The sequence below is a fragment of the Sphingomonas sp. 10B4 genome, assembly GCF_035019905.1.
Classification (GTDB): Bacteria; Pseudomonadota; Alphaproteobacteria; order Sphingomonadales; family Sphingomonadaceae; genus Sphingomonas; species Sphingomonas glacialis.
Genome location: NZ_JASJVC010000031.1, coordinates 1 through 24376, shown reverse-complemented (window position 1 = coordinate 24376; position 24376 = coordinate 1). Strand labels below are relative to the sequence as shown.

The following is a 24376-nucleotide window of genomic DNA, read 5'->3' as shown; positions in this document are numbered from 1 at the left end:
TCACGTGGCGCTATCCCCTGATCCCATCGCGCGTTCGCCCATCGCTTGGGCAAACGCCGCGATCCATTCCTTCGGCTGGCGCAGCGGCCGGCCCGTTGTCGCGACCAAGGCCGCGGTGACGTCTGCCTCGGTGAGTATCGTCTCGCCGCGCATGACTCGTTGCTGAATATCGACCGACGCCGCACGAACATTCTGGAGCGTCGTCAGGACGATCAGCGCGTCGTCGAGTTTGGCCGGCGCGCGATACCGGATCGCGAGCGCGGTCACCGCATAGGCTCCACCGCCGGCTTCTTGATGCGCGCGCTGGTCGATCCCGACGACGCGCAACATGTCCGAGCGCGCGCGCTCCATGTAGCGCAGGTAATTGGCGTGATAGACGATTCCCGAAAGATCGGTGTCCTCGAAATAGACGCGCAGCGGAAACCGGTGGACGGTTCCGACGATGCGGCCTTGCGCGGGCTGATCGAGGTCGCTGGCCGTCGTCATGCCCCGGCTGTTAATCTAACCGGGCAAGCGAGGGAACCCTTTACGGCGCTTGCGGCGATGTAACACTTAGGTTACATGTAACCCGTAGGTTACGACTCGAAAGGGGAATGATGATGGGAATGATCGAACTCGCCGAACGCAAGGCGCGCGCGCGCGCGCTTGGCCTATACGCCTTTGCGGGCCTCACCGTCGTGTTGCTTGGCCTCACCTTCGCGACATCGCGGGGCTCCTTCTTCCAGGGCATGTGGTTCGGCTTCACGCTCGTCTCGGTGCTCTATCTCTCGCCGCTGGTGACACGGTTGAAGAACGGCCCGCTCGCACAATTGCTCGAGGACGAGGTCACGCGCGAGCATCGCCGCGCAAGCAGTGCGATCGGCTTCTGGGCGGGCCTGCTCGCCGCCGCCGCGATGCTTGCGATCGGCGACGTGCCCGGGCTGCTCTCGGCAAGCGACAGCGCGCGGATCATCTTTACCACGGCGATCGTCGCGGCGCAGGTCCGGCTCGCGACGCTCGAACTGCAGGCCGCGCGCTGAATGGCCGAAACACTCCACAACACGCTCAAGGCCGAACGCGAACGGCTCGATCTGACGCAGGCCGCGCTTGCCGAGCGCGTCGGCGTCAGTCGCAAGACGATCAACACCGTGGAGAATGGAATCTTCGTTCCCTCGACGATTCTCGCGCTGAAACTCGCCGTCGCGCTCGATCGTCCCGTCGAGGCCCTGTTTCGGCTGGACGATCCGAGTGTATCGCCTAAACAGAACACATGAGCGATTTCTCTTCCCCTTTGGCGCTGCGGATCAGAGGCTTGGCCAAGGCGTTCGACAAGCCCGTCATCGCGGGGCTCGACCTCGATATCGCCGCGGGACAGCTCTATGCGCTGCTCGGGCCCAATGGCGCCGGCAAGACGACGACGTTGCGGATGGTCGCCGGGCTCGCCAAGCCAGACGCCGGCTCGATCGAGATCTTCGGCGTCGACGCACGCCGCGATCCGCTCGGCGCCAAGGCGATCACCGCGTGGCTGCCCGACGAGCCGATGCTCTACGACAAGCTCAGCCCGCTCGAATATCTGGCCTTCGTCGCCGGGCTGTGGCGGATGGACCCGGCGCATGCCGCGCAGGAAGCCGACCGGCTGCTCCACTGGCTCGACCTGTGGGAGCAACGCGACACGCGCTGCGAGGGCTTTTCGCGCGGCATGCAGCAGAAGGTCGCGCTTGCCGGCGCGCTGATCCACGATCCCAAATTGTTGATCCTCGACGAGCCGCTGACCGGGCTCGATGCGAGCATGGCGCGTTCGGTCAAGGACGCGCTGCGCAGCGCGGTCGATGCTGGCAAGACCGTGATCGTGACGACGCACATCCTCGAGGTCGCCGAGCGGATGGCCGACCGGATCGGCATCATCGGCGGCGGCAAGCTCCTCGCCGCGGGCACGCTCGACGAATTGCGCGATCGTGCGGGGACCGAGGGGATGACGCTCGAGGACACGTTCATCCGCCTGACCACGCCGGACGCCGTCGCGGCGTGAACTGGGCGATGCGTCACGTCCCGCCGGGCTCGTTCGGCTGGCTCGCGCTGAACGAAGTGCGGCTGGCGGTGCGCGCCCGCAGTTCCAGCGGGCGGCGGGGCTTGCTCGCGCGGCTCGGCGCGACGCAAGTGATCGGCTGGCTGCTGATCGCGGCATGGCTGGCGATCGGCTGCCTGATCGGCTGGGCGGCGCGCGACACCGCGATCCCCGTCCTGCCCGAACTGCGCATCGCGGCGCTTGGCGTGAGCGCGCTCATGCTGAGCTTCATGACCGCGCAAGCGGTTCTCGGCAGCCAGCGCAGCCTGTACGACACGGGCGACCTGGCTCTGCTCTTCTCGGCGCCTATTCCCGAAAGCAGCGTGCTGCTCGCCAAGATGCTCGGCATCGCCGCGACGATCGCGCTGACCTATGCCGTATTGCTGTTACCGATCGTCGTGCCCGTCGCCGTGCTCGGTCACCCGCAGTTGTTCGGCGTGGTGGCGCTGCTCGTCGCGCTCGCCTTGACCGCGAGCGCCGTCGGGATCGCGCTGACGCTCGCGGTCGCGACGCTGGTCGGGCCACGGGCCGCGCGCACCTTCGGGCAGATCCTCGCGGCGTTGCTCGGCGGCGCGGTGTTCCTCGCCTCGCAGCTCTATCCGCGCGCCGACCACAAGGGCAGCGCGATGGTCGCGCACTTCGAGCGGCTGCGTGCCAGCGGGTTCGGCACGCACGGCCTGAGCAGCCTGCCGGGGCGCGCCGCGTTCGGCGATCCGCTGGCGATCGCGATCCTGCTCGGCGTCGCGCTGCTGCTGTTTGCGGGTGCGGGGCTGACGCTCCAGCGGCTGTTCCTGTCGGGCTATCAGGACGGCGGCAACCGCCTGTCGCGCAGCAAGCCGACCGGCCGCGCGAGCCAGCGGCTGTTCCATGCCGGGCTAACGCGATCGATTTTCGCCAAGGAATGGCGGCTGCTCGCGCGCGATCCGGCGCTCGCCTTCCAGATCGTGATGCGGCTGATCTACATGGCGCCGCTCGTGCTCGCGATGCTCGGCAGCCGCCATGCGGTGCCGGTGCCGCCAGCCCTCGCCTTTGCCAGCGTCCTGATCGCGAGCCAGCTCGTCGGCAGCTTTGCCTGGCTGACGGTGTCGGCGGAGGATGCGCCCGATCTGCTCGCGGTCGCGCCGGTCAGCAAGGACCAGATCAACCGCGCGAAGCTGCTGGCGGCGTTTGCGATGGCGGCGCCGTTCGCGCTGGTGCTGCCGATCGGGCTCGCCTGGCAGACGCCGCTTGGCGCGCTGATCACCGTAATCATGACCGCGCTCGGCGGCGCGGGTGCGGGCTATGCCGAGCTCAAGCTCGGAAAGCCGAGCCAGCGCAGCAGCTTCGCGCGGCGGCGGCAAGGCGGCGTCATTGCCGGCTTGGCGTCGGTCGCGATCGCCGTGGTGTTCGGCGGCGGGGCGGCCATCGCGGTCTATCTCGTCTCGGGCGACCTCGGCGCGCTGCGCATGGTCATCGGCCAGCGCTGACTCAGCGGCGCGGGCGCGTCGCAGCGAGCGTGCGCGGCGCACCACCGTGGACTTCGCGCCTCTCGGGATCGGGCAGCAACGCGACTTGATCGAGCTGGATCCACGGCGTCGCGGGCGTCGATGCCAGCGTCGCGCGCGGCGCTGCGCGGCGCTGCGCGACGATCGGCGGCGGCGCTGGTGCCGTGATCGCAGCCGGCGCTGCGCCCGCGCGCCAGCGATCGTAGCGCGCGTAGAAATCGGTAAAGGCGCCGTCGAGCACCGGCAGGCGCGCCGCCGCGAAGGCGGGGAACGCTGCGGGTGCGATCGTCTCGCTCTCCGCGAGAATCTGCGTCGCCGACGCGCAGAAGGTGTCGTGCGCAAAGCCCTGCGAGAAGAAATTGTAGAGCACGGTCATCGCATGGTCGTAGCGCGCGCGCCATGCGGTCCCGCCGCTGCCGCGATATTCGTCGGCGAGCCTTGCTTCGGAGTCGCGCAAGACGCTGCTCTGGCGCGTGAGGATTGCATTGTAGCGCGCGGCGACGAGCGCATCACCGGGGCCGCGGCACGCGAGCGCCGCGACGTTGAGCCCGGCGCGAAAGTGCCAGACGGTCGCCGCTGCGCTGAGCGCGCGATTGGGCGTGGCGTACGATCCGTCGGCGAGGCGCGCGGGGATCGGCATTCCGGGATAGCTGCCCGCAGGGGGCGCCGTGGCGATCGCCACGGGGGGCGGCGTGACCGTCGCGACCGATGGCAAGCGATGCGATGCGCATCCGCTCATCACCGCGACTCCAGCCAGCAACAGCGCGGACGCCGAAATTCGAATCGATCTCATCACGCAACTCCAGTCCGGGACTTGGGTGTCGCATGACAGGGTTAACGCGGCGTTACCGGGCGGAGGTCGGCGATGCCGAGACGCGGTGATCCGCGCGCTCGATCAACCGCTGCCAGGGCACGACGAGGCTGCGGGCGGAGGCTCGGCACTTGAACCGATGGACCGTGCGCCGCGTTACACTTCGACCTGGTTGCCGACACCCGGAACCTGGGCGAGCACCGGCCCGCCCGTCGCCGGCAGGGCGGTTATCGGCCACCGCGCCGCAAGGAAGCGCGCGCGCGGCTTGCCGATGATCGACACCGCGTTGCCCTGATTGCCGCCGAGGATCAGGAAATCGCCGACTTGGTCTTCGCCGACATAGAAGCCGACATGGCCTTTGCCGCTGCCCTCCGACTCGCGCCAGAACACCATGATAGCGCCCGGCTGCGGCGCGACTTTCTTGCCGAATGTCTCATACGACCGCGCGCCGAGCGGGTTGGCGGGGAGCGGCTCGCGCGGCAGTTGCGACGCGATGCAATGGCCGACGAAGAGCCCGCACCACGGGACATCGTCATCGTCGTATGCGATGTGCAGATCGCGCGCCCATTGCAGGATCTGCTGGTTGCTGCCGGCGCCAGTATCTTCCTTCAACCCGAGCAGGCGATGCGCCTCGGCAAGCCAGGGGATCGTCGAGGCGAGCGTCAGCGTCGCGGGATCGGTGCCGGGGATCAGCTTGGCGAGGGTCTGCCGCCCGACGATCCCGTCGGGCATCAGTCCTGCGGCGGACTGGAATGCCAGGATCGCGGCGATCGTCTTTCGCCCGCGCACGCCGTCGAGCGGCCCGGGATCGAAGCCCTTTGCCTGCAGCGCCTCCTGCACATCGAGCAAGTTCGTCGTCATCGGCCAACCCCATCAAGAGTATGGATAGACGCTGTACGACGCGAAACAGTATCCGATGGATCATTGGCCATGACCAACGAATCGAGATCGATGTCTTGTGGCATATTTCAGGGCTTTTTACCAGCGCTGCCACCTATAGTGGCGGCGTGTCGACCGAGACACGGAAGAACCTCGGCGCAATCAACACCCTTGATATTGACCTAATTTGTATCTTTAACTTGCGTAAGGCGAACGCTCCACGCGTCGCGCGCAACCGTTAGGCTGCGCGCTGCTCGAGCGCCGCCGCAGCCTCGGCCATCAGCACCGCGATGATCTCGGCGACGGGCTCTTCCTTGGTCACCATCCCGACCGACTGGCCCGCCATCAGGCTGCCATGCTCGACATCGCCGTCGATCACCGCGCGGCGCAGCGCGCCCGCCCAATAATGCTCGATCTGCAATTGCGCCTCGGCCATCGCGACCTTGCCCTCGTCGAGCAGTTGCGCGACTTCGCGCTGCTTGGCGGTGAACAGGTCGCCGCCGGCATTCTTGAGCGCGCGCACCGGGATGACGGGCAGGCGCGGATCGATCTGCACGCTCGCCACCGCATCGCGGGCAGATGCGCGCAGGAACGCCTTCTTGAAATTGGCATGCGCGATGCTCTCGGTCGCGCAGACGAAGCGCGTGCCGAGCTGGACGCCCGCCGCGCCCATGTCGAGATACGCCGCGATCCCCTCGCCGCGGCCGATCCCGCCCGCCACGAAGACCGGCACCTTGTCGGCGACTTCGGGGAGGATTTCCTGCGCGAGCACGCTGGTCGACACCGGGCCGATATGCCCGCCCGCCTCCATCCCCTCGACGACGAGCGCGTCGACGCCCGAGCGGATCAGCTTCTTGGCGAGCGACAGCGCGGGGGCAAAGCAGATCAGCTTGGCGCCGTTCGCCTTGATCGCATCGATCGAGCCCGTCGGCGGGAGGCCGCCTGCCAGCACGACATGGCCCACGCCGTGGCGGTTGCACACGTCGATCAGGTCGAACAGCGCGGGGTGCATCGTGATGAGGTTTACGCCGAACGGCTTGTCGGTCAGCGTCTTGGTCGCGGCGATCTCGCGGTCGAGCAGCTCGGGCGTCATCGCGCCGCATGCGATCAGCCCGAAGCCGCCGGCGTTCGATACCGCGGCAACGAGGTTGCGCTCTGACACCCACGACATCGCGCCACACAGGATCGCGACCTCCGAGCCAAGAAATGCGGAACCGCGCGCCATGCGCCGGGCGAGGCGCGCTGCGCCGGTCGAGGAGATTTCGTTCATGCGCGCAGGCCTAGCCGCGCGCGGGGCTTTGGGGCAAGCCCGCGTCATGCGACAGACTTCGACCGAACTGGTGATTGCGACCCCCGGGCAGGGCCTCCACGAGATGACCGACGCGGTGGTGCGCTGGGTCGCGGACAGCGCGATCGAGACGGGGTTGCTGACATTGTTCGTCCGCCACACCTCGGCATCGTTGCTGATTCAGGAAAATGCGGCGCCGGCCGCGCAGCGCGACGTCGAGCGCTATTTCGCGAAGATCGCGCCGGAGAGCGCGGCGTACGAACATGACGATGAGGGGCCCGACGATATGCCCGCGCATTTGCGCGCGGCGCTGACTGCGACGAGCTTGTCGATTCCGGTGGTGGGCGGGCGGCTCGTGCTGGGAATGTGGCAGGGGATTTATCTGTTCGAACATCGCACGAGTGCGCATCGGCGGCGGGTGGCGGTGCATTTGATCGGGGAATAGCGTTGGGGATGGGCAGGAGGCAGAAGGCAGAAGGCAGAAGACCCTCACCCAACCCTCTCCCGCAAGCGGGAGACGGTTAGAAAGGCAGGAAGGGCTGGGAAAGAGGCAGGCGGCCCGCAGCGCGTAAGCCCTCTCCCGCTTGCGGGAGAGGGTTGGGTGAGGGCCTTCTTCTTCCTTCGACCTTCTTCCTTCGACCACATCCGACCCCGGAACCTCCCTCCCCGCCAAACGCTTGCGCTTGCAGCTTCTCCAGACAGGATCCTCAACATGCAGATCGGTTTCATCGGGCTCGGCAAGATGGGCAGCGCCATGGCCGTCAACCTCGCCAAGGCGGGCCATCAGGTCCACGCGTGGAACCGCTCGCCGGTCGACGCAGCCGAAGTCCCCGGCGTCACGATCGTCGACAGTGTCGCTGCCGCGCTCGACACCGAAGTCGTGTTCACGATGCTCGCCGACGATGCCGCGATCCGCAGCGTGTTGCTCGACTCGGGCGCACTCGACTCCGCCCGCGCCGGGTTGATCCATATCGTCGCCGCGACGATCTCGGTCGCCTTCTCGAAGGCACTCGCGGCGGACCATGCCAAGCGCGGCCTGGCGTACGTCGCCGCCCCCGTCTTCGGCCGCCCCGATGCCGCCGCCGCGGCGCAACTCAACGTCGTCGTCGCAGGGCCCGAGGACGCTGTTGCCACCATCACCCCGTTGCTCGAGACGCTCTCGACCAAGGTCTGGCCGCTCGGCACCGAACCCGCCCAAGCCAATGCCGCCAAGATCGCGGGCAACATGATGATCACCATGGCGATCGAGGCGATGTCCGAGGGCGTCGCGCTGGCGGGCGACAATGGCGTCGCGGCCGACACCTTCCTCGACTTGATGACCGGCACGCTGTTCGGCGCACGCGCCTATCAAAGCTATGCGCCCAAGATCGTCTCGGGCGATTTCACGCCGGGCTTCAAGATGAAGCTGGGGCTCAAGGACCTGAGGCTCGCGACCGAGCTCGCCGATGCGGCGCAGATCACGCTGCCGGTGCTCGACGCGGTGCGCACGCGGATGGGTGCCGCGGTCGATGCCGGGATGGGCGAGCAGGACTGGTCGGGCATCGCGAGCCGGCCGTACGCGCGGAAGGAATGATCGGGCGTCTCGCTCGGAAATAGCCGCGCTTCTGCAGAGGTTTGCCATCGTTCCGCCGCGATCTGTCGCCACTCCGTACGCAGTGCGGAGGATGGCCGATGTCGGTGGTGCTGATGCTGATCCTCCAGAGCGCGGGCGCGGCCTTGCCGATCGACTTCGATCTCGCGCATTCGCCCGCGCGCGACCGCCTCGCGATCCTGCGACGCTGCGCCGCGGCGTCGACCTCCGCCGCCATCATCGTCTGCGCCTCGCGGCATGATCGCACGCCGATGGCGGCCGCTGAGGGCTGGGCCAATCCCGACGACGAGCCCGACGACGCCCGCGTCACACGCGGCACCGGCATGGCGGCGCTGACCCCGGTCGGCGCATGCGGCATGTTCGCCGGGCAGCGCGACTGCAACAAATCCGAGATGCGCCACTTCGGCTATGGCCGCGGGCGCGATCCGGTGACGTTCGTGGGCAAGCTCGCGACGAAACTGCTCGGCCACGACTGAGCGCGCCGCGGTTCAGGCGGCGACGTCCTCCGCATCGAGGCCATAGGCGGTGTGCAGCACGCGCACCGCGAGCTCGGTATAATCCTCCTCGATCAGCACCGAGACCTTGATCTCGCTGGTCGAGATCGCCTGGATGTTGATGCCGCGCTCGCCGAGCGTGGTGAACATGGTCGAGGCGACGCCGGCATGGCTGCGCATGCCCACGCCCACCACCGAGATCTTGGCGACGCGCGTGTCGTGGACCAGCTCGGCGAACCCGATCGCCTCGCGCCCCTGGTTGAGCACTTCGATCGAGCGCGCGAGATCGGCGGCGGGAACGGTGAAGGTCACGTCGGTCGACCCCGCGGCATGCGCGATGTTCTGGATGATCATGTCGACGTTGATGTTCGCCTGCGCGAGCGGCGCGAAGATCGCCGCGACCGCGCCGGGCTTGTCGGGCACCGCGACCAGCGTGATCTTGGCTTCGTTCTTGTCGTGCGCGATGCCGGTGATGAGCTGGCTTTCCATATCGTCGATCTCCTCCCAAAACTCATCTTCGCCCACGATCATCGTGCCGGGCAATGTATCCGCCATCGGTGCGTCCTCGCCGGTGAACGACGACAGCACTTGAACGCGCACGCCTTCCTTCATCGCGAGGCCGACCGAGCGGGTCTGCAACACTTTCGCGCCGACCGAGGCCAGCTCGAGCATTTCCTCGTACGTCACCTTCTTCAGTTTGCGCGCACGCGGCACGATGCGAGGATCCGTGGTGTAGACGCCGTCGACGTCGGTGTAGATGTCGCAGCGGTCGGCCTTCATCGCCGCCGCCATCGCGACCGCCGACGTGTCCGATCCGCCGCGGCCGAGTGTCGTCACGCGGCCATGTTCGTCGACGCCCTGGAAACCCGGGATCACCGCGACTTCACCCGCGGCGAGGCTCGCCTCGAGCGCTGCCATGTCGATGTCCTGGATGCGCGCCGAGGCATGCGCGTCCGAGGTCGAGATGGCGAGCTGCCAGCCGAGCCAGCTGCGCGCGGGCACGCCCGCCGCCTGCAGCGCGATCGCCAGCAAGCCACTGGTGATCTGCTCGCCCGCCGAGACGACGACGTCATATTCCTTGGGATCGTAGAGCGACGACGCCTCGCGGCAGAAGCCCACGAGCCGGTCGGTCTCGCCCGCCATCGCCGAGACGACGACGGCGACCTGATTGCCCGCCGCCACTTCGCGTTTCACCCGCGCGGCGACGCTGCGGATACGTTCGATCCCGGCCATCGAGGTGCCGCCGAATTTCATCACGATACGGGCCATGAGTGGCAGAAGTCCTTGAGGTGGGGCTTGGGCTATGCGGGCGGTCCTGATAGAAAGCGGGCATGAACAGCGCAACCGTAACGTCTGCAACCACTATCGACCCGGCCGAGGCCGCACATTTCGGCGCGATGGCGGCGGAATGGTGGGATCCCAAAGGCTCGTCGGCGATGCTCCACCGGCTCAATCCGGTGCGGCTGCGCTATCTGCGCGAACGGATCGACGCGCACTGGCTCGGCGATGACACGGGGTTCACGCCGCTCGCCGGCAAGCGCGCGCTCGATGTCGGGTGCGGCGCAGGGCTGCTGTGCGAACCGCTCGCGCGGCTGGGGGCGGCGGTGACGGGGCTCGATGCGGCGGCGGAGAATGTCGCGGTGGCGGCGACGCACGCCGTGCAATCGGGGCTGGCGATCGCCTATCGCACCGGCAGCGTCGAGGATCTGGCGGGCGAGACGTTCGATCTCGTCACCAGCCTCGAGGTGATCGAGCATGTCACCGATCCGGCGGGGTTCGTTGCCGGGCTGGCGCGAGCGCTCGCGCCGGGCGGGCTGCTGGTGCTGTCGACGCCGAACCGCACCGCGCTGTCGCGGTTGGCGCTGATCACCTTTGCCGAAGGGACCGGCACGATCCCGCGCGGGACGCATGATTGGGACAAGTTCCTGACGCCCGAGGCGTTGACCGAGCTGGTCGTCGCAGCCGGGCTCAAGGTTGTCGATGTACGGGGCTTGGGCTTCTCGGTGGCGAAGGGCTTCGTGCTGAGCGACGACACCAAGCTCGATTATTTCGTGACGGCCACCCGCTAATTTCCTCCCCTCCCTTCCAGGGAGGGGAGCAATGCGGCGCTACAATCCGACCTTGCGCTCCAGCCACCGTGCCGCCGCATCGGGGGTCGCCTTGTCGGCATCGCGATCGACCTGGTAATTCGCCGCGCGCATCGCCTCGACCGGGATTCGTCCGACCATCGGCTGCAACGCCGCGACGAATTTCGCATCCTTCGCCCGCCCGGGCGCGACCATCAGGATCGCGTCATACCCCGGAATCGCATGGCGCGGGTCGCTCAGCACGGTGAGATGCTGCGCCGCGATTCGTCCGTCGGAGGAGAAGGCCGAGATCACATCGGCCTGCCCGCTCGCCAGCGCCTGGTACATGAAGGTCGGGCTATAGGCGTGCGACGCGCCGAACTTGAGCGGATAGGCGCGCTGCACCGCCGCCCATTCGGGCCGCTCGAGAAATTCGAGATCGGCGCCGAGCGTCAGTTGCGGCGCGACCCGCACCAGATCATCGAGCGACGCGACGCCCTTCGCCCTGGCCGCCGCGTCCTTCATCGCAAAGGCATAGGCGTTCTCGAACCCGAGCGCGCCGAGCAGCCGGACCTGCGCCGTCTTCGCCGCCCAATCGCCGATCGCCGCGACCATCGCGGGCCGTGCTGGGATGTCGCGGCGCTTCATCTCGTTGGTCCAGATCGTGCCGGCATAATCGACATAGACGTCGATCGCGTCGGTCTTGAGCGCGCCGAACACCACCGCCGAACCGAGTCCGTCGCGATATTGCACATGATAGCCCGCGCGCTCGAGCCGGTGCCCGATGACGCGCGCGAGGATATATTGCTCGCCGAAATTCTTCGCGCCGATCGTGATCGTATCGCCCGAGCGCGGCCACAGCGGCGTCAGCGCGAGCAGCACGCCGACGAGCAGCACGCCGCTCGCCGCCCACACCCGGCCACGCTTGCGCTGCGCGATGCCGCGCTCGATCAGCCCAAGCAGCGCATCGACCGCGAGCGCGAGCGCCGCCGCGCTGAGGCAACCCGCGAGCACCAGCGCCCAGTTCTGCGTCTGGAGGCCGGCAAAGATCATGTCGCCAAGGCTCGGCTGCCCGACCGTGGTCGACAGCGTCGCAGCACCGATCGTCCACACCGCCGCGGTGCGGATCCCCGCCATCAGCACGGGCGCGACGAGCGGCGCCTCGACCAGCCGAAGCTTCTGCCACGATGTCATCCCGACGCCGTCAGCCGCCTCGATCACCGCCGGGTCGAGCCCGAGCAGCCCGGTCACGCCATTCCGCAGGATCGGCAGCAACGCATAGAGCGTCAGCGCGAGCAGCGAGGGCAGGAAACCGAGCGCTGGGATCCCGCCACCGACCAGCCCCGACACGAACAGCAGCAACGGGTAGAAAAGCGCGAGCAAGGCAAGACTCGGCACGGTCTGGACGAGGCTCGCAAACCCCAGCGCCACGCGCGCGACGCCGGGCTTTCGCGCCGACCAGATCGCCAGCGGCAGGCTGATCGCAAGCCCGAGCAGCAACGCCGACGCCGCCAGCAGCAAATGCGCCGCGAGCAAAGGCGGGACGCGCGAGAGCGCTTCGACGAACGGGCTCATGCGCCTTGCTCCAGCGCCTGCAACTTCCGCGCTTGTTCGCGCGGCACCGCGACCAGCGCCGCAGCGACGGGCCCGCCCTCGCCCGCGAGCAGCGCCTTGGGGGTGGCATCGGCGACGATCCGCCCCTTGTCCATCACCAGCACGCGGTCGGCGAGGATTAGCGCCTCAGCCATGTCGTGCGTCACCATGATCGTCGTCAGGCCGAGTTGGTCGTGCAGGTGCCGGATCGCACCGCCCAACTGGTCGCGTGTCACCGGATCGAGCGCGCCGAACGGCTCGTCGAGCAGCAGCAGCCCCGGCGCGGTCGCCAGCGCGCGCGCGACGCCGACACGCTGGCGCTGCCCGCCCGACAGCGCATCGGGGCGGCGCAGCGCGAATTCGCGCGGCAGTTCGACCAGATCGAGCAATTCGGCGACGCGTTCGGCATGCATCTTCTCGCCAGCCAGCCGCAAACCGATCGCGATGTTTTCGCCCACCGTCATATGCGGAAACAGCCCGATATTCTGGAAGACATAGCCGATCCGCCGACGCAGCACGTGCGGCGGTTCGTCACCGACGCCCACGCCGCCGATGCGGACCTCGCCCGCGCTCGGTGCGATCAGGCGATTGATCATCTTGAGCAAGGTCGATTTGCCCGATCCCGAGCTGCCGACCAGCGCGACGAAGCTCCCCCCCGCAATCTCGACCGACACGCCGTCGACCGCGATCGTCCCGCCAGCATACGCTTTGGTGACACCATCGAAGGCGACGGCGGGGCCGGGGGACTGGACTGACATCGCACGCTTTGTGCGGGAGCTTTGCGGGAGCGTCAAACCTTGGTTCGCCCGGGCTTGTCCCAAGCGCCCGCGTATCGCACACTCGCCGCCAACGCTTGAGCGGCCCGGGCATGTCGGGACGAAACGGGCATGACGGATAGGATGCAACATGACCGACACCACAAAGGCGATCTTCATTACTGGCGGCGGTTCCGGGATCGGCCAGGCGACCGCCAAGCTGTTCGCGGCGCGCGGCTGGCGTGTGGGTCTTGCCGACGTCAACACCGCCGGGCTCGCCGCCACCGCCGCGATGCTGCCCGCCGGGATGGTCGAGACCTATACGATGGACGTGCGCGACCGCGACGCGTGGGTCGCGCACCTCGACGCCTTCACCGCGACGACGGGCGGCCGGCTCGACGTCTTGTTCAACAATGCCGGAATCGGCTCCGGCGGCCCGATCGCCGAGATGAGCTTCGACGATCTCGACCGCGTCGTCGCGATCAACCTCGTCGGCGTGCTCAACGGCGCCAAGATCGGCTACCCCTATCTCGCGCGCACGCCGGGATCGTGCCTGCTCAACACCGCGTCGGCGTCGGCGATCTACGGCTCCTCGGGCCTGCCGGTCTATTCGGCCACCAAGTTCGGCGTCCGCGCGCTGACCGAGGCGCTCGACGGCGAATGGTATGGCGCCGGGATCAAGGTGCGCGATCTCGTCCCGAGCTTCATCGACACGCCTTTGCTCGCGACGCCCGCGGGCAACAGCAATTACTCGATCAAGCAAGTCGTCACCAACGCCGGTCTCGAGCTGACCAACGTCGACAAGGTCGCGCAGGCGGCGTGGGATGCGGTCCACGGCGACAAGGTCCACACCTATGTCGGCAAGACCGCCGACAAGATGGCGTTCGCCGCGCGCTGGATGCCGGGCAGCTTGCGCAAGCGGATGCGCCGCGGGACGATCGGCTCAGCCCAATAATCAGCCAAGTAAAGCGTCGATCGCCTCGGCCAGCGCCACGTCCTTGTGCGACAATCCGCCGGCATCGTGCGTGGTGAGCAGCACATCGACGCGGTTCCACACGTTCGACCATTCGGGATGGTGATCGGCCTTCTCCGCGAGCAAAGCGACGCGCGTCATGAAGGCGAACGCCTCGCTGAAATCGGCGAAGGTGAAGCGCCGCGTGATCGCGTCGCGCGCCTCGTCATAGTCCCATTCGTCGAGCGTATCGAGCGCCTCTGCCCGGTCGTCTTCGCTCAGCGGTTCAACGTGCACGCTTGCTCTCCTGCTGGCGCACGGCGCGCCTTCGCCGTAAGGCATAGCCAATGCCGCCCGCCGATCAACCGCGTAACCCGCCCGACGCCGCCACGATCGAAGCGATCGCGCGCGCGACGATTGCCGGGCTCCCCGCGGAATTTCGCGCGCATCTCGGCGATGTCGTGCTGATCGTCGAGGATCTCGCCGATGACGAGACGCTCGACGCGCTCGGCATCGCGCATCCGCTCGACCTGACCGGGCTCTATCACGGGCGTCCGGTCGGCGAGAAATCGTCGATGGACAGCGGCGGCCTGCCCGACCGGATCCATCTCTATCGCCGCGCGATCCTCGACGAATGGATCGAGACCGGGGTCGATCTCCACGCGCTCGTCGCGCACGTCACGATCCATGAGATCGGGCATCATTTCGGGCTCTCCGACGACGACATGCACGCGCTCGAGGATTCGGCGGGCGCTGCGTGACGCCGCTTTTTGCTTTTCGCGACGTGGCCTGCGTCCGGGGTGGACGGATGCTGTTCGAACACGTCTCGTTCGCCGTCGCGCCGGGGGGCGCGGTGCTGGTGTCGGGGCCGAACGGGGTCGGCAAGTCGAGCCTGATCCGCATCGCGGCGGGTTTGCTGCGGCCGGCCGACGGCGAGGTTACCGTCCCGCCGCAGCGCGCGCTGATGGCCGAAGCCGCCGCGCTCGACCCGGCGCGACCGCTCGGCGCGGCGTTGCACTTCTGGGCGACGCTCGACCCCGCCCCCGCCAGCGCGACCGAACGCGTTGCAAAGGCGCTCGAAGCCGTCGGGCTTGCCGCAATCGCCGCGGTCCCGGTGCGCCTCCTCTCGACCGGGCAGCGGCGCCGCGCGGCGCTGGCGCGCGTCGTGGCGAGCGGTGCGCCGTTGTGGTTGCTCGACGAGCCGGCCAACGGCCTCGACGTCGCAAGCGTCGGCCTGCTCGAAGCGCTGATCGCGACGCACCGCGCCGCTGGTGGTGCGGTCGCGGTGGCGACGCATCTGCCGATCGCGCTGCCCGATGCGATGCCGGTCGTGCTCGGATGAGCGGCCTGCTCGCCCTCGTCGCGCGCGACGTGCGGATCGCCTGGGCAAGCGGCGGGATCGTCAATGCGCTCGCTTTCTTCCTGCTCGTCACGATCCTCTTTCCGTTCGCGGTCGGCCCCGACACCGCGTTGCTCGCGCGGATCGGCGGCGGGGTGATCTGGGCGGCGGCGTTGCTAGCCGCGCTGATGCCGGTCGAGCGACTGATCGGCCCCGATGCCGAAAGCGGCGTGCTCGACCAAGTGTCGGTGCGCGGGTTCAGCATGGCGGCGGTCGCCACCGCGAAGATCGCGGCGCACTGGCTCGGTTTCGGTCCGCCCTTGATGGTCGCCACGGTGCTGGCCGCTGGACTGCTCGGCTTGCCCGCGGAGACGCTGGCGGCGGTCGAGCTCGGGTTGCTGATCGGCACGCCCGGCCTCGCGGCGCTCGCGGTGGCGACTTCGGCGCTGGTGACGGGGTTGCGCGGGGCGGGCGCAGTCGCGGGGCTGGTGATGCTCCCGCTCGCGGTGCCGCTGCTGATCTTCGGCGCAGGCTCGATCGAAGGCGGCGTGCAGGCCGTCAAGCTGCTCGGCGCGGTGAGCCTCGTGCTGCTCGCGGGTGCGCCGTTTGTCGCTGGTGCGGCGATGCGCGGAAGCATGGAATGATTCGCGCGCTGAATACCTGACAACGGTCACCGCAGATTTCGCTATGTGTTGCTGATATAGTACACTATAGCGCAGGCAATCCTAATCGCACGGAATGCCGGCCATACTCACCCCGATGACGTCGTACCACCTGTGAGCTTCCGCAACATCTCGGCCTGGTCGATCCGCAACCCGATCCCGGCGCTGGTGCTGTTCGCGATGCTGACCGTCGCGGGCATGGTCAGCTTCGCGCGGATGCAGGTCAACGACAATCCCGACATCGATTTCCCGGTGGTGATCGTCTCGGTCAGCCAGCCTGGCGCGGCGCCGAGCGAGCTCGAGAACCAAGTCACGCTCAAGATCGAAGCCGCGGTGCGCAGCCTCGCCGGGATCGACCAGATCAACTCGACCGTGTCGGAGGGCCAGTCGACCACCGTCATCCAGCTCGCGATCGGCACCCCGATCGACCGCGCCGTCGAGGACGTCCGCGGCGCGGTGCAGCAAGTGCGCAGCGCATTACCCGACGGAATCCTCGAGCCGCAGATTTCGCGCGCCGACACGACCGGCAACGATCTCGCGAGCTATGCCGCGATCGGCACCGACATGACGATCGAACAGCTCAGCTGGTATATCGACAATACCGTGGCGAAGGAGCTGCTGTCGGTCCCCGGCATGGCCAATGTCGATCGCAACGGCGGGGTCAATCGCGAGATCCGCGTGATCCTCGATCCGCTCAAGCTGCAGGCGCAGGGGCTCACGGCGGGCGACGTCAATCTGCAACTGCGCCAGATCAACCTCAACGCCGCGGGCGGGCGGGCGCAGATCGCGGGATCAGAACAGGCGGTCCGCGTGCTCGGCAACGCCCACACCGCGTCCAAGCTCGGCCGCACGCTGATCAGCGCTGGCAACGGGCGGACGGTCAAGCTCGACGATCTCGGCGTCGTGCGCGATCTCTATGCCGAGCAACGCTCGGCCTCGGCGCTCGACGGGCGACCGGTGCTGAGCTTCGATTTCCAGCGCGCCAAAGGCGGATCGGACGTGTCGGTGTTCCACGGCGCCGAGGCCAAGCTCGCCGCGCTCGAGAAGCGCTTTCCCAAGGTGCATTTCAAGCTGATCTTCAACCAGGTCAAATATACCGAGATGCAATATCACTCGGCGATCGACACGATGATCGAGGGTGCGGTGCTCGCGGTGATCGTCGTGTTCGTCTTCCTGCGCGACTGGCGCTCGACCGTCATCTCGGCGCTCGCCATCCCGCTGTCGGCGATCCCGACCTTTTGGGTGATGGACTTGATGGGCTTCACGCTCAACGGCATCAGCCTGCTCGCTTTGAGCCTGGTTGCGGGCGTGCTGGTCGACGACGCGATCGTCGAGATCGAGAATATCGTGCGCCACATGCGGATGGGCAAATCCGCCTATCAGGCGGCGATCGACGCCGCCGACGAGATCGGCCTCGCGGTGCTCGCCACCACGATGGCGATCGTCGCGGTGTTCCTGCCCGTCGGGCTGATGCCGGGGATTTCGGGCCAGTTCTTCAAGAACTTTGGCCTGACGATCGTCGTCGCGGTGCTGATGAGCCTCGCCGTCGCGCGTCTCATCACGCCGATGATCGCAGCCTATTTCCTCAAGGCGCACGGGAGCCATGCGCATGGCGAGGGGCGGATCATGGACCTCTATATGGCGGTGCTGCGCTGGACGCTGATGCACCGCTGGTCGGCGGTGGTCGGCGGGATGGCGGCGCTCGCGCTGACGGTGGTGTGCGCGGGCGCGCTGCCGATGACCTTCCAGCCCGACCAGGACAACGATGCCTCGACCGCCACGATCGAACTCGTCCCCGGCTCGACGCTCGCGCAGACGCAAGCCGTGGTCGATCAAGTCGCGCAGCTGCTGAAGCGCCAGCCCGATGTCGAAACGACCTATCAGCGCGCAAACGTCGGCAGCGGGCGCGTCACCGCGATCTTCAAGCCCGGCAAGACGCAATCGAGCAACGCGTTCGAACGCGCGCTCGCCCCACAGCTCGCGCAGATCGCCGATGCGCGCGTCGCGTTCCGCTCGAACAATGGCGGTAGCAGCGGGCGCGATTTGTCGATCACGCTGGCGGGCTCGGACCCCGATTTGCTGCGCAGGACCGCGGTGACGCTGGTCGGCCAGATGGGCCGCCTCCCGACGGTCACCGCGCCGCGCATCATCGGCGACCTGCAGCGCCCCGAAATCGTCATCACGCCGCATATGGATCTCGCGGCGAGCATGGGCGTCACCACCGCGGCGCTGTCGAGCGCGATCCGCGTCGCGACGCTCGGCGACATCGACCAGAACAGCGCGAAATTCTCGCTCAGCGACCGGCAAGTCCCGATCCGCGTCGCGCTCGACCAGAATGCGCGCACGCGGCTCTCGACGATCCAGAATCTGCCAGTGCAGACCGCGAGCGGCGGCTCGGTCCCGCTCGGGCTGCTCGCCGCGATCAGCTTCGGCGCGGGGCCGACCAAGATCGAGCGCGTCGCGCAGCAGCGCCAGATCACGATCGGCGCCGATCGCGCGCCGGGCGTCGTCAGCGGCACCGCGATGGAGCAGATCAACGCGCTGCCGATCCTGCGCAACCTGCCGATCGGCGTCGGCAAGCTGACGCTCGGCCAGCAGAAGTTCGAGACCGAGATGATCAACAATTTCATCGCGGCGGTGGTGTCGGGCATCCTGCTGGTTTTCGCGGTGCTGGTGCTGCTCTACCGCCGCATCCTCGCGCCGTTCGTCAATCTCGGCTCGTTGATGCTCGCGCCGCTCGGCGGATTGCTCGCGCTGCTGGTGACCGGCAACCCGATCTCGATGCCGGTGCTGATCGGCTTGCTGATGCTGCTCGGCATCGTCGCCAAGAACTCGATCCTGCTGATCGATTTCGCGCTCGAGGAAATGGCGAAGGGCGTCGATCCGTTCGTCGCGATCCTCGATGCCGGGCACAAGCGCGCGCAGCCGATCGTGATGACGACGGTGGCGATGGTCGCCGGCATGGTGCCGACCGCGCTGTCGCTCGGCGGCGACGGATCGTGGCGCGCGCCGATGGGGATCACCGTCATCGGCGGGTTGTTGCTCTCGACCGTGCTGACGTTGGTGATCGTGCCGGCGAGCTTCAGCCTGGCGATGGGGATCGAGCGCTGGATCGGCCCGCGGCTCGGCCGGCGACTGCTGACCTATCGGCCCGAGGAGACCGCGCTGACGGTGCGATCGACCACATTCCAGCACGCGCACCTGCAATAGCCGCGGATGCGGCGGCGGCGAGGCTCAGCCCCCCGCCGCCGCGAGCGCGCGATAGGTCGCGCGGAGCGTGACCTTGTCGATCTTCTCGGTACCGAGCCGCGGCAGTGCCTGATCGACGAACCAGATCCGCGCGGGCACCTTGAACGCCGCGATATGCTCGAACAGGAAGGCGCAGAGATCCTCGGTGCTCAGCGCCGCGCCGTCGCGCAGCAGGACAACGGCGCCCGGCACCTCGCCGAAACGCTCGTCGGCTAGGCCGAACACCGCTGCCTCCGCGACCGCCGGATGCTCGTAGATCGCCGCCTCGACTTCCTGGCACGAGATGTTCTCGCCGCCGCGGATGATGATGTCCTTCTTACGGTCGACGATGAAGAGATAACGGTCCTCGTCGAGATAGCCGATGTCGCCGGTCAGGAAATAGCGATCGGCGGTGAACGCCGCCGCGGTCGCATCGGGGCGGCCGTAATATTTGGTGAAGTTGCACACCGAGCGAATCGCGACCTCGCCGCGCTCGCCTTGCGCGACAGGCTTGCCGTTGCCGTCGACGATCGCGAGATCGATCAGCGGGAGCGAGGCGCGGCCGGTCGAATTGGGCTTGGCAAGGTAATTGTCGCGAAAATTGCCGCAGCCCGCGCCATTGGTCTCGGTCAGGCCGTAGCCGAGCAGGGGCTTGGGCCCGCCCATCTCCTCGGAGATGCGGCGGACATGCTCGATCGGGCGCGGCGCGCCGCCTGCCGCGAAATCGGACACGCTCGACAGATCGTAGTCGGCGCGCTTCGGGTGCGTCAGGATCTCGAAGCTCATCAGCGGCACGCCGACGAAATAGGTCACCGTCTCGGCCTGGATCAGCCGCATCGCTTCCTCGGCATCCCATTTCGGCATGAGCACGAGCTTGCGCCCCATGGCGAAGCTCTGGAGGAACACCGGCACCTCCGCCGTCACATGGAACAGCGGCACGTTGAGCAAGGTCGCATGCTGCGTCGGCGGCGCGGCGCCGTCGGCGGTCGAGATCGACAGCATGACGAGCGCCTGCGCCAGATAATTGTAGACCGCCTGCGTGACCGCGCGGTGGTTGCTGATCGCGCCCTTCGACTGGCCGGTCGAGCCCGAGGTGAACAGGATCGTCGCCGAATCGGTCGGCGCGACGCTCGGCAGCGCGACGTCGCTCGAGCCGAGCAAGGCGGCCAGCGCGACGGCGAGCGGCTGGCTGTCCTCGATCGTCACCACCGCCACCTCGAGATCGGCGATCGCGGCGAGCCGCTTGGTACGCGGCGGATCGGCGAAGACGAGGCTGCATTCGACATCGGCCATCGCCGCGGCGAGTTCCTCGGACTGCCACCAGCCGTTGAGCAGCGTGGCCACGCCGCCCGCCATCGTGATGCCCATGTAGAGCACGATCCACGACGGCGAATTGCGCATCGCGATCCCGATCCGGTCACCCGGCGCAACGCCGTGGCCACCGACCAGCGTCGCCGCGACGCGCGCCGCCGCGGCATAGACCTCGGCAAAGGTCAGTCGCTCGTCGCCCGCGACGAGGAAGGTCTTGGCGGCATGCTCGTTGCAGTAATGCGCGAAATAGGGCGGCAGCGTCTGCGGCACGCCGGTGATCAGCGGGAGATCGTTCCCGTCGACGTGCACGCTGCCGAGCGCCAGCGGACCGCCTGCGCCCGTCAATTGCGCGAGCGCGGAATCCATCCGTTGATCGAGTTTGCTCGGCATTCGCGCTCTCCACTTGGTCTTATCGCCTGGCGCCATTATGGAGGCGCAAATTCCAGGGGAAAAGCCTTGTTCCTGACTGCCGCCCTCCCCATCCTCGCTGCCGCTACGGCAGGCGTCGATCCGCACCTGCATTTTACCGATCTGCACCTCAATCCGGTCGCGATCGACCTGCATTTCTTCCAGATCAAATGGTATTCGCTCGCCTATATCAGCGGAATCCTGCTCGGCTGGTGGTATCTGCTCAAGCTGATCGCGCAGCCCGGCAGCCCGATGGCCAGGCGTCATGCCGACGATCTGGTGTTCTACGCGACGCTCGGCATCATCCTCGGCGGGCGGCTCGGCTATGCGATCTTCTACGCGCCGCACCTGCTGACCTCGCTCGGGCTGTTCAAGCTGTGGGATGGCGGCATGTCGTTCCATGGCGGGATGATCGGCACGTCGATCGGCATCATCCTGTTCGCGCGGAGCCAAAAGCTCGATTGGCTGCGGATCCACGATTATCTCGCCTGCGTGGTGCCGTTCGGGCTGTTTTTCGGGCGGATCGCCAATTTTGTGAACGGCGAATTGTGGGGCAAGCCCGCCGACGTGCCGTGGGCGATCGTGTTTCGTGACACGGTGCAGACCGGCATGATCGAACCCGCGCGGCATCCGAGCCAGCTGTACGAGGCCGCGCTCGAAGGGATCGCCTTGTTCCTCATCCTGTGGTTCGCCTTCTGGAAGACCAAGGCGCGCTATGAGCCGGGCAAGCTCGTCGGGCTGTTCCTGCTCGGCTACGGCCTCGCCCGCTTCATCGTCGAATTATTCCGCGAGCCCGATTCGCAGTTCAGCGGGACGTTCTTCGCGACGACGATTCACATGGGCCAGGTGCTGACGCTGCCGATGATCGGTGGCGGGCTGTATCTCGTGCTCACCGCCAAGGGCCGCCGCCACCGCGTCGAACCGATCGCGGGCGGGCAGAGCGTGGCGTAACGCGGAATCCCTCCCGCATCTTCTTGCTCCCCTCCCGCAAGCGGGAGGGGCCCTTCTTGCTCCCCTCCCGCTTGCGGGAGGGGCTGGGGGAGGGCAGTGAGCATCACATGACTGCGCCCGATTCAGACTCCCCTCCCCCGCCCCCTTCCGCAAGCGGGAGGGGAGAACTCGCCGACCGCCTCGCCCGCGCGATCACGCTCGCCGGGCCGATCTCGCTTGCGCAGTATATGGCTGCCGCCAACGCGCATTATTACGCGACGCGCGATCCGCTCGGCGCGGGCGGCGATTTCACCACCAGCCCTGAAATCAGCCAGATGTTCGGCGAGCTGATCGGCCTGTGGTGCGCCGACCTGTGGGACCGCGCGGGCCGCCCCGACGTAGCATGGGTCGAGCTCGGCCCCGGCCGCGGGACGCTCGCCGCCGATGCGTGTCGCGCGATGGCCAAGGCCGGCTTCACCCCGCCGGTCCATTTCGTCGAGACCAGCCCCGTGCTGCGCACCGCGCAAGCGACGCGCGCACCCGGCGCGACCTGGCACGATTCGATCGACACGCTGCCGAGCGACCTCCCACTTCTGATCGTCGCCAACGAATTCTTCGACGCGCTTCCCGTCCGGCAATTGGTCAAGCGCGCCGATGGCTGGTTCGAGCGGCTCGTCGCCTGCCAGGACACGCTGTTCCTGCCGATCGCGGGCAAGCAAATCCCCGATGCAGTCGTCCCCGAGACGCTGCGCGACGCGACGCCGGGATCGGTGATCGAGACCTCCCCCGCCAGCGTCGCGATCCTGCGCAGCCTCGCGCAGCGGATCGTCGCGCAGGGCGGCGCACTGCTGGCGGTCGACTATGGCTATGACGGCCCCGCGCTCGGCGACACGCTGCAGGCGGTGCGCGGGCATCAATACGCCAACCCGTACGAACACCCCGGCGAGCAGGATCTCACCGCGCACGTCGATTTCGGCACGCTCGCCGCCGCCGCACTGGTCGAGCGCGCGGCGGTCGCCGGGCCGATCGGCCAGGGCGCGTTCCTCACCGCGCTCGGCATCGACGCCCGCGCTGCCGCTTTGTCGAAGGCCGCACCCGGCCGCGCCGAGCAAATCGCGCTCGACAAAGCGCGGCTGACACGGGAAATGGGCAACCTTTTCCAGGTCCTCGCCGTGTCCGCACCGGGTTGGCCCAACCCCGCAGGTTTTGCATGATCACCTATCGCGACGCGCGCACGATCGACGGCCCGGCACTCGCAGCCATGGCGCGGCGCTCGTTCACCGAGACCTTCGGAACGCTCTACAGCGACGCCGATCTCTCGGCGTTCCTCGACGAGGCGTTCGGGCCGAACGGCTTGCCATCGCAGCTGTCCGATCCCGATTTCACGATCCGCCTCGCGCTCGCCGATGACGAGATCGTCGGCTATGTGAAGATGGGCCCCGTCACCTTCCCCGGCGAATGGCGCCCCGATGCGATCGAGCTCTATCAATTCTACGTGCTTTCGGGCTGGCACGGCCAGGGCGTCGCGCAGGAACTTATGGCGTGGGCGCTCGATTTCTCGCGCGAACACGGCGCGCGCGAGGTGATCCTCAGCGTTTATGTCGACAATCACCGCGCGCATCGCTTCTACGAGAAATACGGCTTCGAGGATATCGGGCGGATCGCCTTCCGCGTCGGCGAGACGGTCGATGACGACAATCTGATGCGGCTGGTGCTGTGAGCCCGCCCGTCGAGGTGATCACCGCGCGGACGCTCGCGGGGGTCGCGCACGGGTTTCTCGGGCGCGTCGGCGGCGTCTCGGGCGGGGTTCATGCCGGACTGAACGTCGGGATCGGCTCCGACGACGATGCCGCCGCGGTCGCCGAGAACCGCGCGCGCGCGACCGAGGCGGTCGTCCCGGGTGCGACGCTGGTGACGCTCTACCAGATCCACTCCGCCGAATGCGTGACGGTGCGCGGGAGCTCCGACGAAGCCCTGCGCCCGCGCGCCGATGCGCTGGTGACCGACCGGCCGGGGCTCGCGCTCGGCATCCTCACCGCCGATTGCGCGCCGGTGCTGCTCGCCGACCGTGCGGCGGGTGTGGTCGGCGCGGCGCATGCCGGGTGGAAGGGCGCGCTCGGCGGGGTGACCGACACGACGATCCTCGCGATGGAAGCGCTCGGCGCCAAGCGCGAGCGGATCGCGGCGGCGATCGGCCCGTGCATCGCGCGCGCGAGCTACGAAGTCGATGCCGCCTTTGCGCAGCGGTTCGAGGCCGACGATCCGGCGAACGAGCGCTTCTTCGCCGAGGGTCGTGCGGGGCATTTCCAGTTCGATCTCGAAGCCTATGTCGCGCACCGCCTTGCTGCTGCGGGGGTGATGCGCGTCGCAATGCTCGGGCTCGACACCTACGCTGACGAAGCGCGCTTCTTCAGCTACCGCCGCGCGACGCATCGCGGCGAGCCCGATTACGGGCGGCAGATCTCGATCATCGGGCTCTGATTGTCCTTCTCCTCCCCTCCCTGGAAGGGAGGGGTCGGGGGCTGTCTCTTATACACATCT

26 protein-coding genes are annotated in these 24376 nt (G+C 67.8%); 17 read left to right on the top strand and 9 right to left on the bottom strand.

From position 1 onward, the window contains the following. Complete coding sequence (gene ybgC, locus QN347_RS11000; RefSeq protein WP_133191559.1) at positions 1-486, bottom strand: tol-pal system-associated acyl-CoA thioesterase; 486 nt, start codon at positions 484-486, stop codon at positions 1-3. A 113-nt stretch (positions 487-599) separates the two neighbouring features. On the opposite strand from ybgC, the gene QN347_RS10995 reads away from it, so the two are divergent. Genes QN347_RS10995 through QN347_RS10980 form a run of 4 tightly spaced genes read left to right on the top strand, consistent with a single transcriptional unit; the run spans position 600 to position 3510 of the window. After that, a complete protein-coding gene (locus QN347_RS10995) occupies positions 600-1019 on the top strand; it encodes a hypothetical protein (protein ID WP_133191558.1) in 420 nt (139 codons plus the stop codon). Next, complete coding sequence (locus QN347_RS10990; protein WP_322162025.1) at positions 1020-1253, top strand: helix-turn-helix transcriptional regulator; 234 nt, start codon at positions 1020-1022, stop codon at positions 1251-1253. It abuts the gene before it with no gap. Continuing rightward, complete coding sequence (locus tag QN347_RS10985) at positions 1250-2008, top strand: ABC transporter ATP-binding protein (RefSeq protein ID WP_189676287.1); 759 nt, start codon at positions 1250-1252, stop codon at positions 2006-2008. The genes QN347_RS10990 and QN347_RS10985 overlap by 4 nt, the downstream gene beginning before the upstream one ends. Further along, the gene (locus tag QN347_RS10980) at positions 2005-3510 is read left to right on the top strand and encodes a hypothetical protein (protein WP_322162023.1); all 1506 of its coding nucleotides are present in this window, start codon (positions 2005-2007) and stop codon (positions 3508-3510) included. Before QN347_RS10985 ends, QN347_RS10980 begins: the two co-directional genes overlap by 4 nt. 1 nt (position 3511) lies before the next feature. Here the strand turns inward: QN347_RS10980 and QN347_RS10975 are convergent, their stop codons facing one another. The 3 genes from QN347_RS10975 to QN347_RS10965 all read right to left on the bottom strand — a co-directional run bounded on the left by QN347_RS10975 (position 3512) and on the right by QN347_RS10965 (position 6488). Then, the gene (locus QN347_RS10975) at positions 3512-4321 is read right to left on the bottom strand and encodes a hypothetical protein (protein WP_322162021.1); all 810 of its coding nucleotides are present in this window, start codon (positions 4319-4321) and stop codon (positions 3512-3514) included. 174 nt (positions 4322-4495) lie between these two features. Then, the gene (locus tag QN347_RS10970; protein WP_322162020.1) at positions 4496-5200 is read right to left on the bottom strand and encodes a TIGR02594 family protein; all 705 of its coding nucleotides are present in this window, start codon (positions 5198-5200) and stop codon (positions 4496-4498) included. A 256-nt stretch (positions 5201-5456) separates the two neighbouring features. Next, positions 5457-6488, bottom strand: a complete 1032-nt coding sequence (locus QN347_RS10965) for an NAD(P)H-dependent flavin oxidoreductase (RefSeq protein ID WP_206365601.1) — start codon at positions 6486-6488, stop codon at positions 5457-5459. Between the two features lie 46 nt (positions 6489-6534). Between QN347_RS10965 and QN347_RS10960 the strand changes: the two genes are divergently transcribed. The 3 genes from QN347_RS10960 (at position 6535) to QN347_RS10950 (ending at position 8573) form a co-directional block, all read left to right on the top strand. Then, positions 6535-6951, top strand: coding sequence for a secondary thiamine-phosphate synthase enzyme YjbQ (locus QN347_RS10960; RefSeq protein WP_322162017.1), 417 nt, complete (start codon positions 6535-6537; stop codon positions 6949-6951). 267 nt (positions 6952-7218) lie between these two features. Then, entirely contained in the window at positions 7219-8079 is an 861-nt protein-coding gene (locus QN347_RS10955; protein WP_322162015.1) for an NAD(P)-dependent oxidoreductase, read from the top strand. 98 nt (positions 8080-8177) lie between these two features. Continuing rightward, on the top strand, positions 8178-8573 hold the full coding sequence (locus QN347_RS10950) for a hypothetical protein (RefSeq protein WP_323494024.1): 396 nt from the start codon (positions 8178-8180) through the stop codon (positions 8571-8573). 12 nt (positions 8574-8585) lie between these two features. Here QN347_RS10950 and QN347_RS10945 read toward each other — a convergent pair whose 3' ends face one another. After that, positions 8586-9860 carry an aspartate kinase gene (locus tag QN347_RS10945; protein WP_189676295.1) on the bottom strand — a complete coding sequence of 425 codons (1275 nt, stop codon included), beginning with the start codon at positions 9858-9860 and terminating at the stop codon, positions 8586-8588. A gap of 62 nt (positions 9861-9922) precedes the next feature. Here QN347_RS10945 and ubiG point away from each other — a divergent pair, with 62 nt between their 5' ends. Then, positions 9923-10660, top strand: a complete 738-nt coding sequence (gene ubiG, locus QN347_RS10940) for a bifunctional 2-polyprenyl-6-hydroxyphenol methylase/3-demethylubiquinol 3-O-methyltransferase UbiG (protein WP_322162012.1) — start codon at positions 9923-9925, stop codon at positions 10658-10660. Between the two features lie 39 nt (positions 10661-10699). On the opposite strand, the gene QN347_RS10935 is transcribed toward ubiG, so the two are convergent. Beyond that, the gene (locus QN347_RS10935) at positions 10700-12232 is read right to left on the bottom strand and encodes an ABC transporter permease/substrate-binding protein (RefSeq protein WP_322162011.1); all 1533 of its coding nucleotides are present in this window, start codon (positions 12230-12232) and stop codon (positions 10700-10702) included. After that, the gene (locus tag QN347_RS10930) at positions 12229-13008 is read right to left on the bottom strand and encodes an ATP-binding cassette domain-containing protein (protein ID WP_322162009.1); all 780 of its coding nucleotides are present in this window, start codon (positions 13006-13008) and stop codon (positions 12229-12231) included. The genes QN347_RS10935 and QN347_RS10930 overlap by 4 nt, the downstream gene beginning before the upstream one ends. Positions 13009-13156: 148 nt before the next feature. Between QN347_RS10930 and QN347_RS10925 the strand changes: the two genes are divergently transcribed. Continuing rightward, positions 13157-13960: an SDR family oxidoreductase gene (locus QN347_RS10925; protein WP_133191546.1), complete on the top strand. Its 804-nt coding sequence runs from the start codon at positions 13157-13159 to the stop codon at positions 13958-13960. Here QN347_RS10925 and QN347_RS10920 read toward each other — a convergent pair whose 3' ends face one another. Beyond that, on the bottom strand, positions 13961-14254 hold the full coding sequence (locus QN347_RS10920) for a 4a-hydroxytetrahydrobiopterin dehydratase (RefSeq protein WP_133191545.1): 294 nt from the start codon (positions 14252-14254) through the stop codon (positions 13961-13963). A gap of 50 nt (positions 14255-14304) precedes the next feature. Between QN347_RS10920 and QN347_RS10915 the strand changes: the two genes are divergently transcribed. From QN347_RS10915 to QN347_RS10900, 4 genes are all read left to right on the top strand, one after another. Beyond that, positions 14305-14718 (top strand): metallopeptidase family protein, encoded by a 414-nt coding sequence (locus QN347_RS10915; RefSeq protein ID WP_322162006.1) that lies wholly within the window; start codon positions 14305-14307, stop codon positions 14716-14718. After that, positions 14715-15299, top strand: coding sequence for a heme ABC exporter ATP-binding protein CcmA (ccmA, locus tag QN347_RS10910; RefSeq protein ID WP_322162004.1), 585 nt, complete (start codon positions 14715-14717; stop codon positions 15297-15299). Before QN347_RS10915 ends, ccmA begins: the two co-directional genes overlap by 4 nt. After that, complete coding sequence (locus QN347_RS10905) at positions 15296-15940, top strand: heme exporter protein CcmB (RefSeq protein WP_206365600.1); 645 nt, start codon at positions 15296-15298, stop codon at positions 15938-15940. The genes ccmA and QN347_RS10905 overlap by 4 nt, the downstream gene beginning before the upstream one ends. Before the next feature lie 132 nt (positions 15941-16072). Beyond that, positions 16073-19168 carry an efflux RND transporter permease subunit gene (locus QN347_RS10900; protein ID WP_416194484.1) on the top strand — a complete coding sequence of 1032 codons (3096 nt, stop codon included), beginning with the start codon at positions 16073-16075 and terminating at the stop codon, positions 19166-19168. 24 nt (positions 19169-19192) lie between these two features. Here the strand turns inward: QN347_RS10900 and QN347_RS10895 are convergent, their stop codons facing one another. Continuing rightward, positions 19193-20887: a class I adenylate-forming enzyme family protein gene (locus tag QN347_RS10895; protein ID WP_322162002.1), complete on the bottom strand. Its 1695-nt coding sequence runs from the start codon at positions 20885-20887 to the stop codon at positions 19193-19195. Positions 20888-20953: 66 nt separating this feature from the next. Between QN347_RS10895 and lgt the strand changes: the two genes are divergently transcribed. The 4 genes from lgt to pgeF all read left to right on the top strand — a co-directional run bounded on the left by lgt (position 20954) and on the right by pgeF (position 24316). Next, on the top strand, positions 20954-21856 hold the full coding sequence (gene lgt, locus QN347_RS10890) for a prolipoprotein diacylglyceryl transferase (protein ID WP_322162001.1): 903 nt from the start codon (positions 20954-20956) through the stop codon (positions 21854-21856). Positions 21857-21963: 107 nt separating this feature from the next. Continuing rightward, the gene (locus QN347_RS10885; RefSeq protein WP_416194483.1) at positions 21964-23049 is read left to right on the top strand and encodes a class I SAM-dependent methyltransferase; all 1086 of its coding nucleotides are present in this window, start codon (positions 21964-21966) and stop codon (positions 23047-23049) included. Continuing rightward, positions 23046-23555 carry a GNAT family N-acetyltransferase gene (locus QN347_RS10880; RefSeq protein WP_133191540.1) on the top strand — a complete coding sequence of 170 codons (510 nt, stop codon included), beginning with the start codon at positions 23046-23048 and terminating at the stop codon, positions 23553-23555. The genes QN347_RS10885 and QN347_RS10880 overlap by 4 nt, the downstream gene beginning before the upstream one ends. Continuing rightward, a complete protein-coding gene (pgeF, locus tag QN347_RS10875) occupies positions 23552-24316 on the top strand; it encodes a peptidoglycan editing factor PgeF (protein ID WP_322161999.1) in 765 nt (254 codons plus the stop codon). The genes QN347_RS10880 and pgeF overlap by 4 nt, the downstream gene beginning before the upstream one ends. Positions 24317-24376 lie beyond the last annotated feature (60 nt).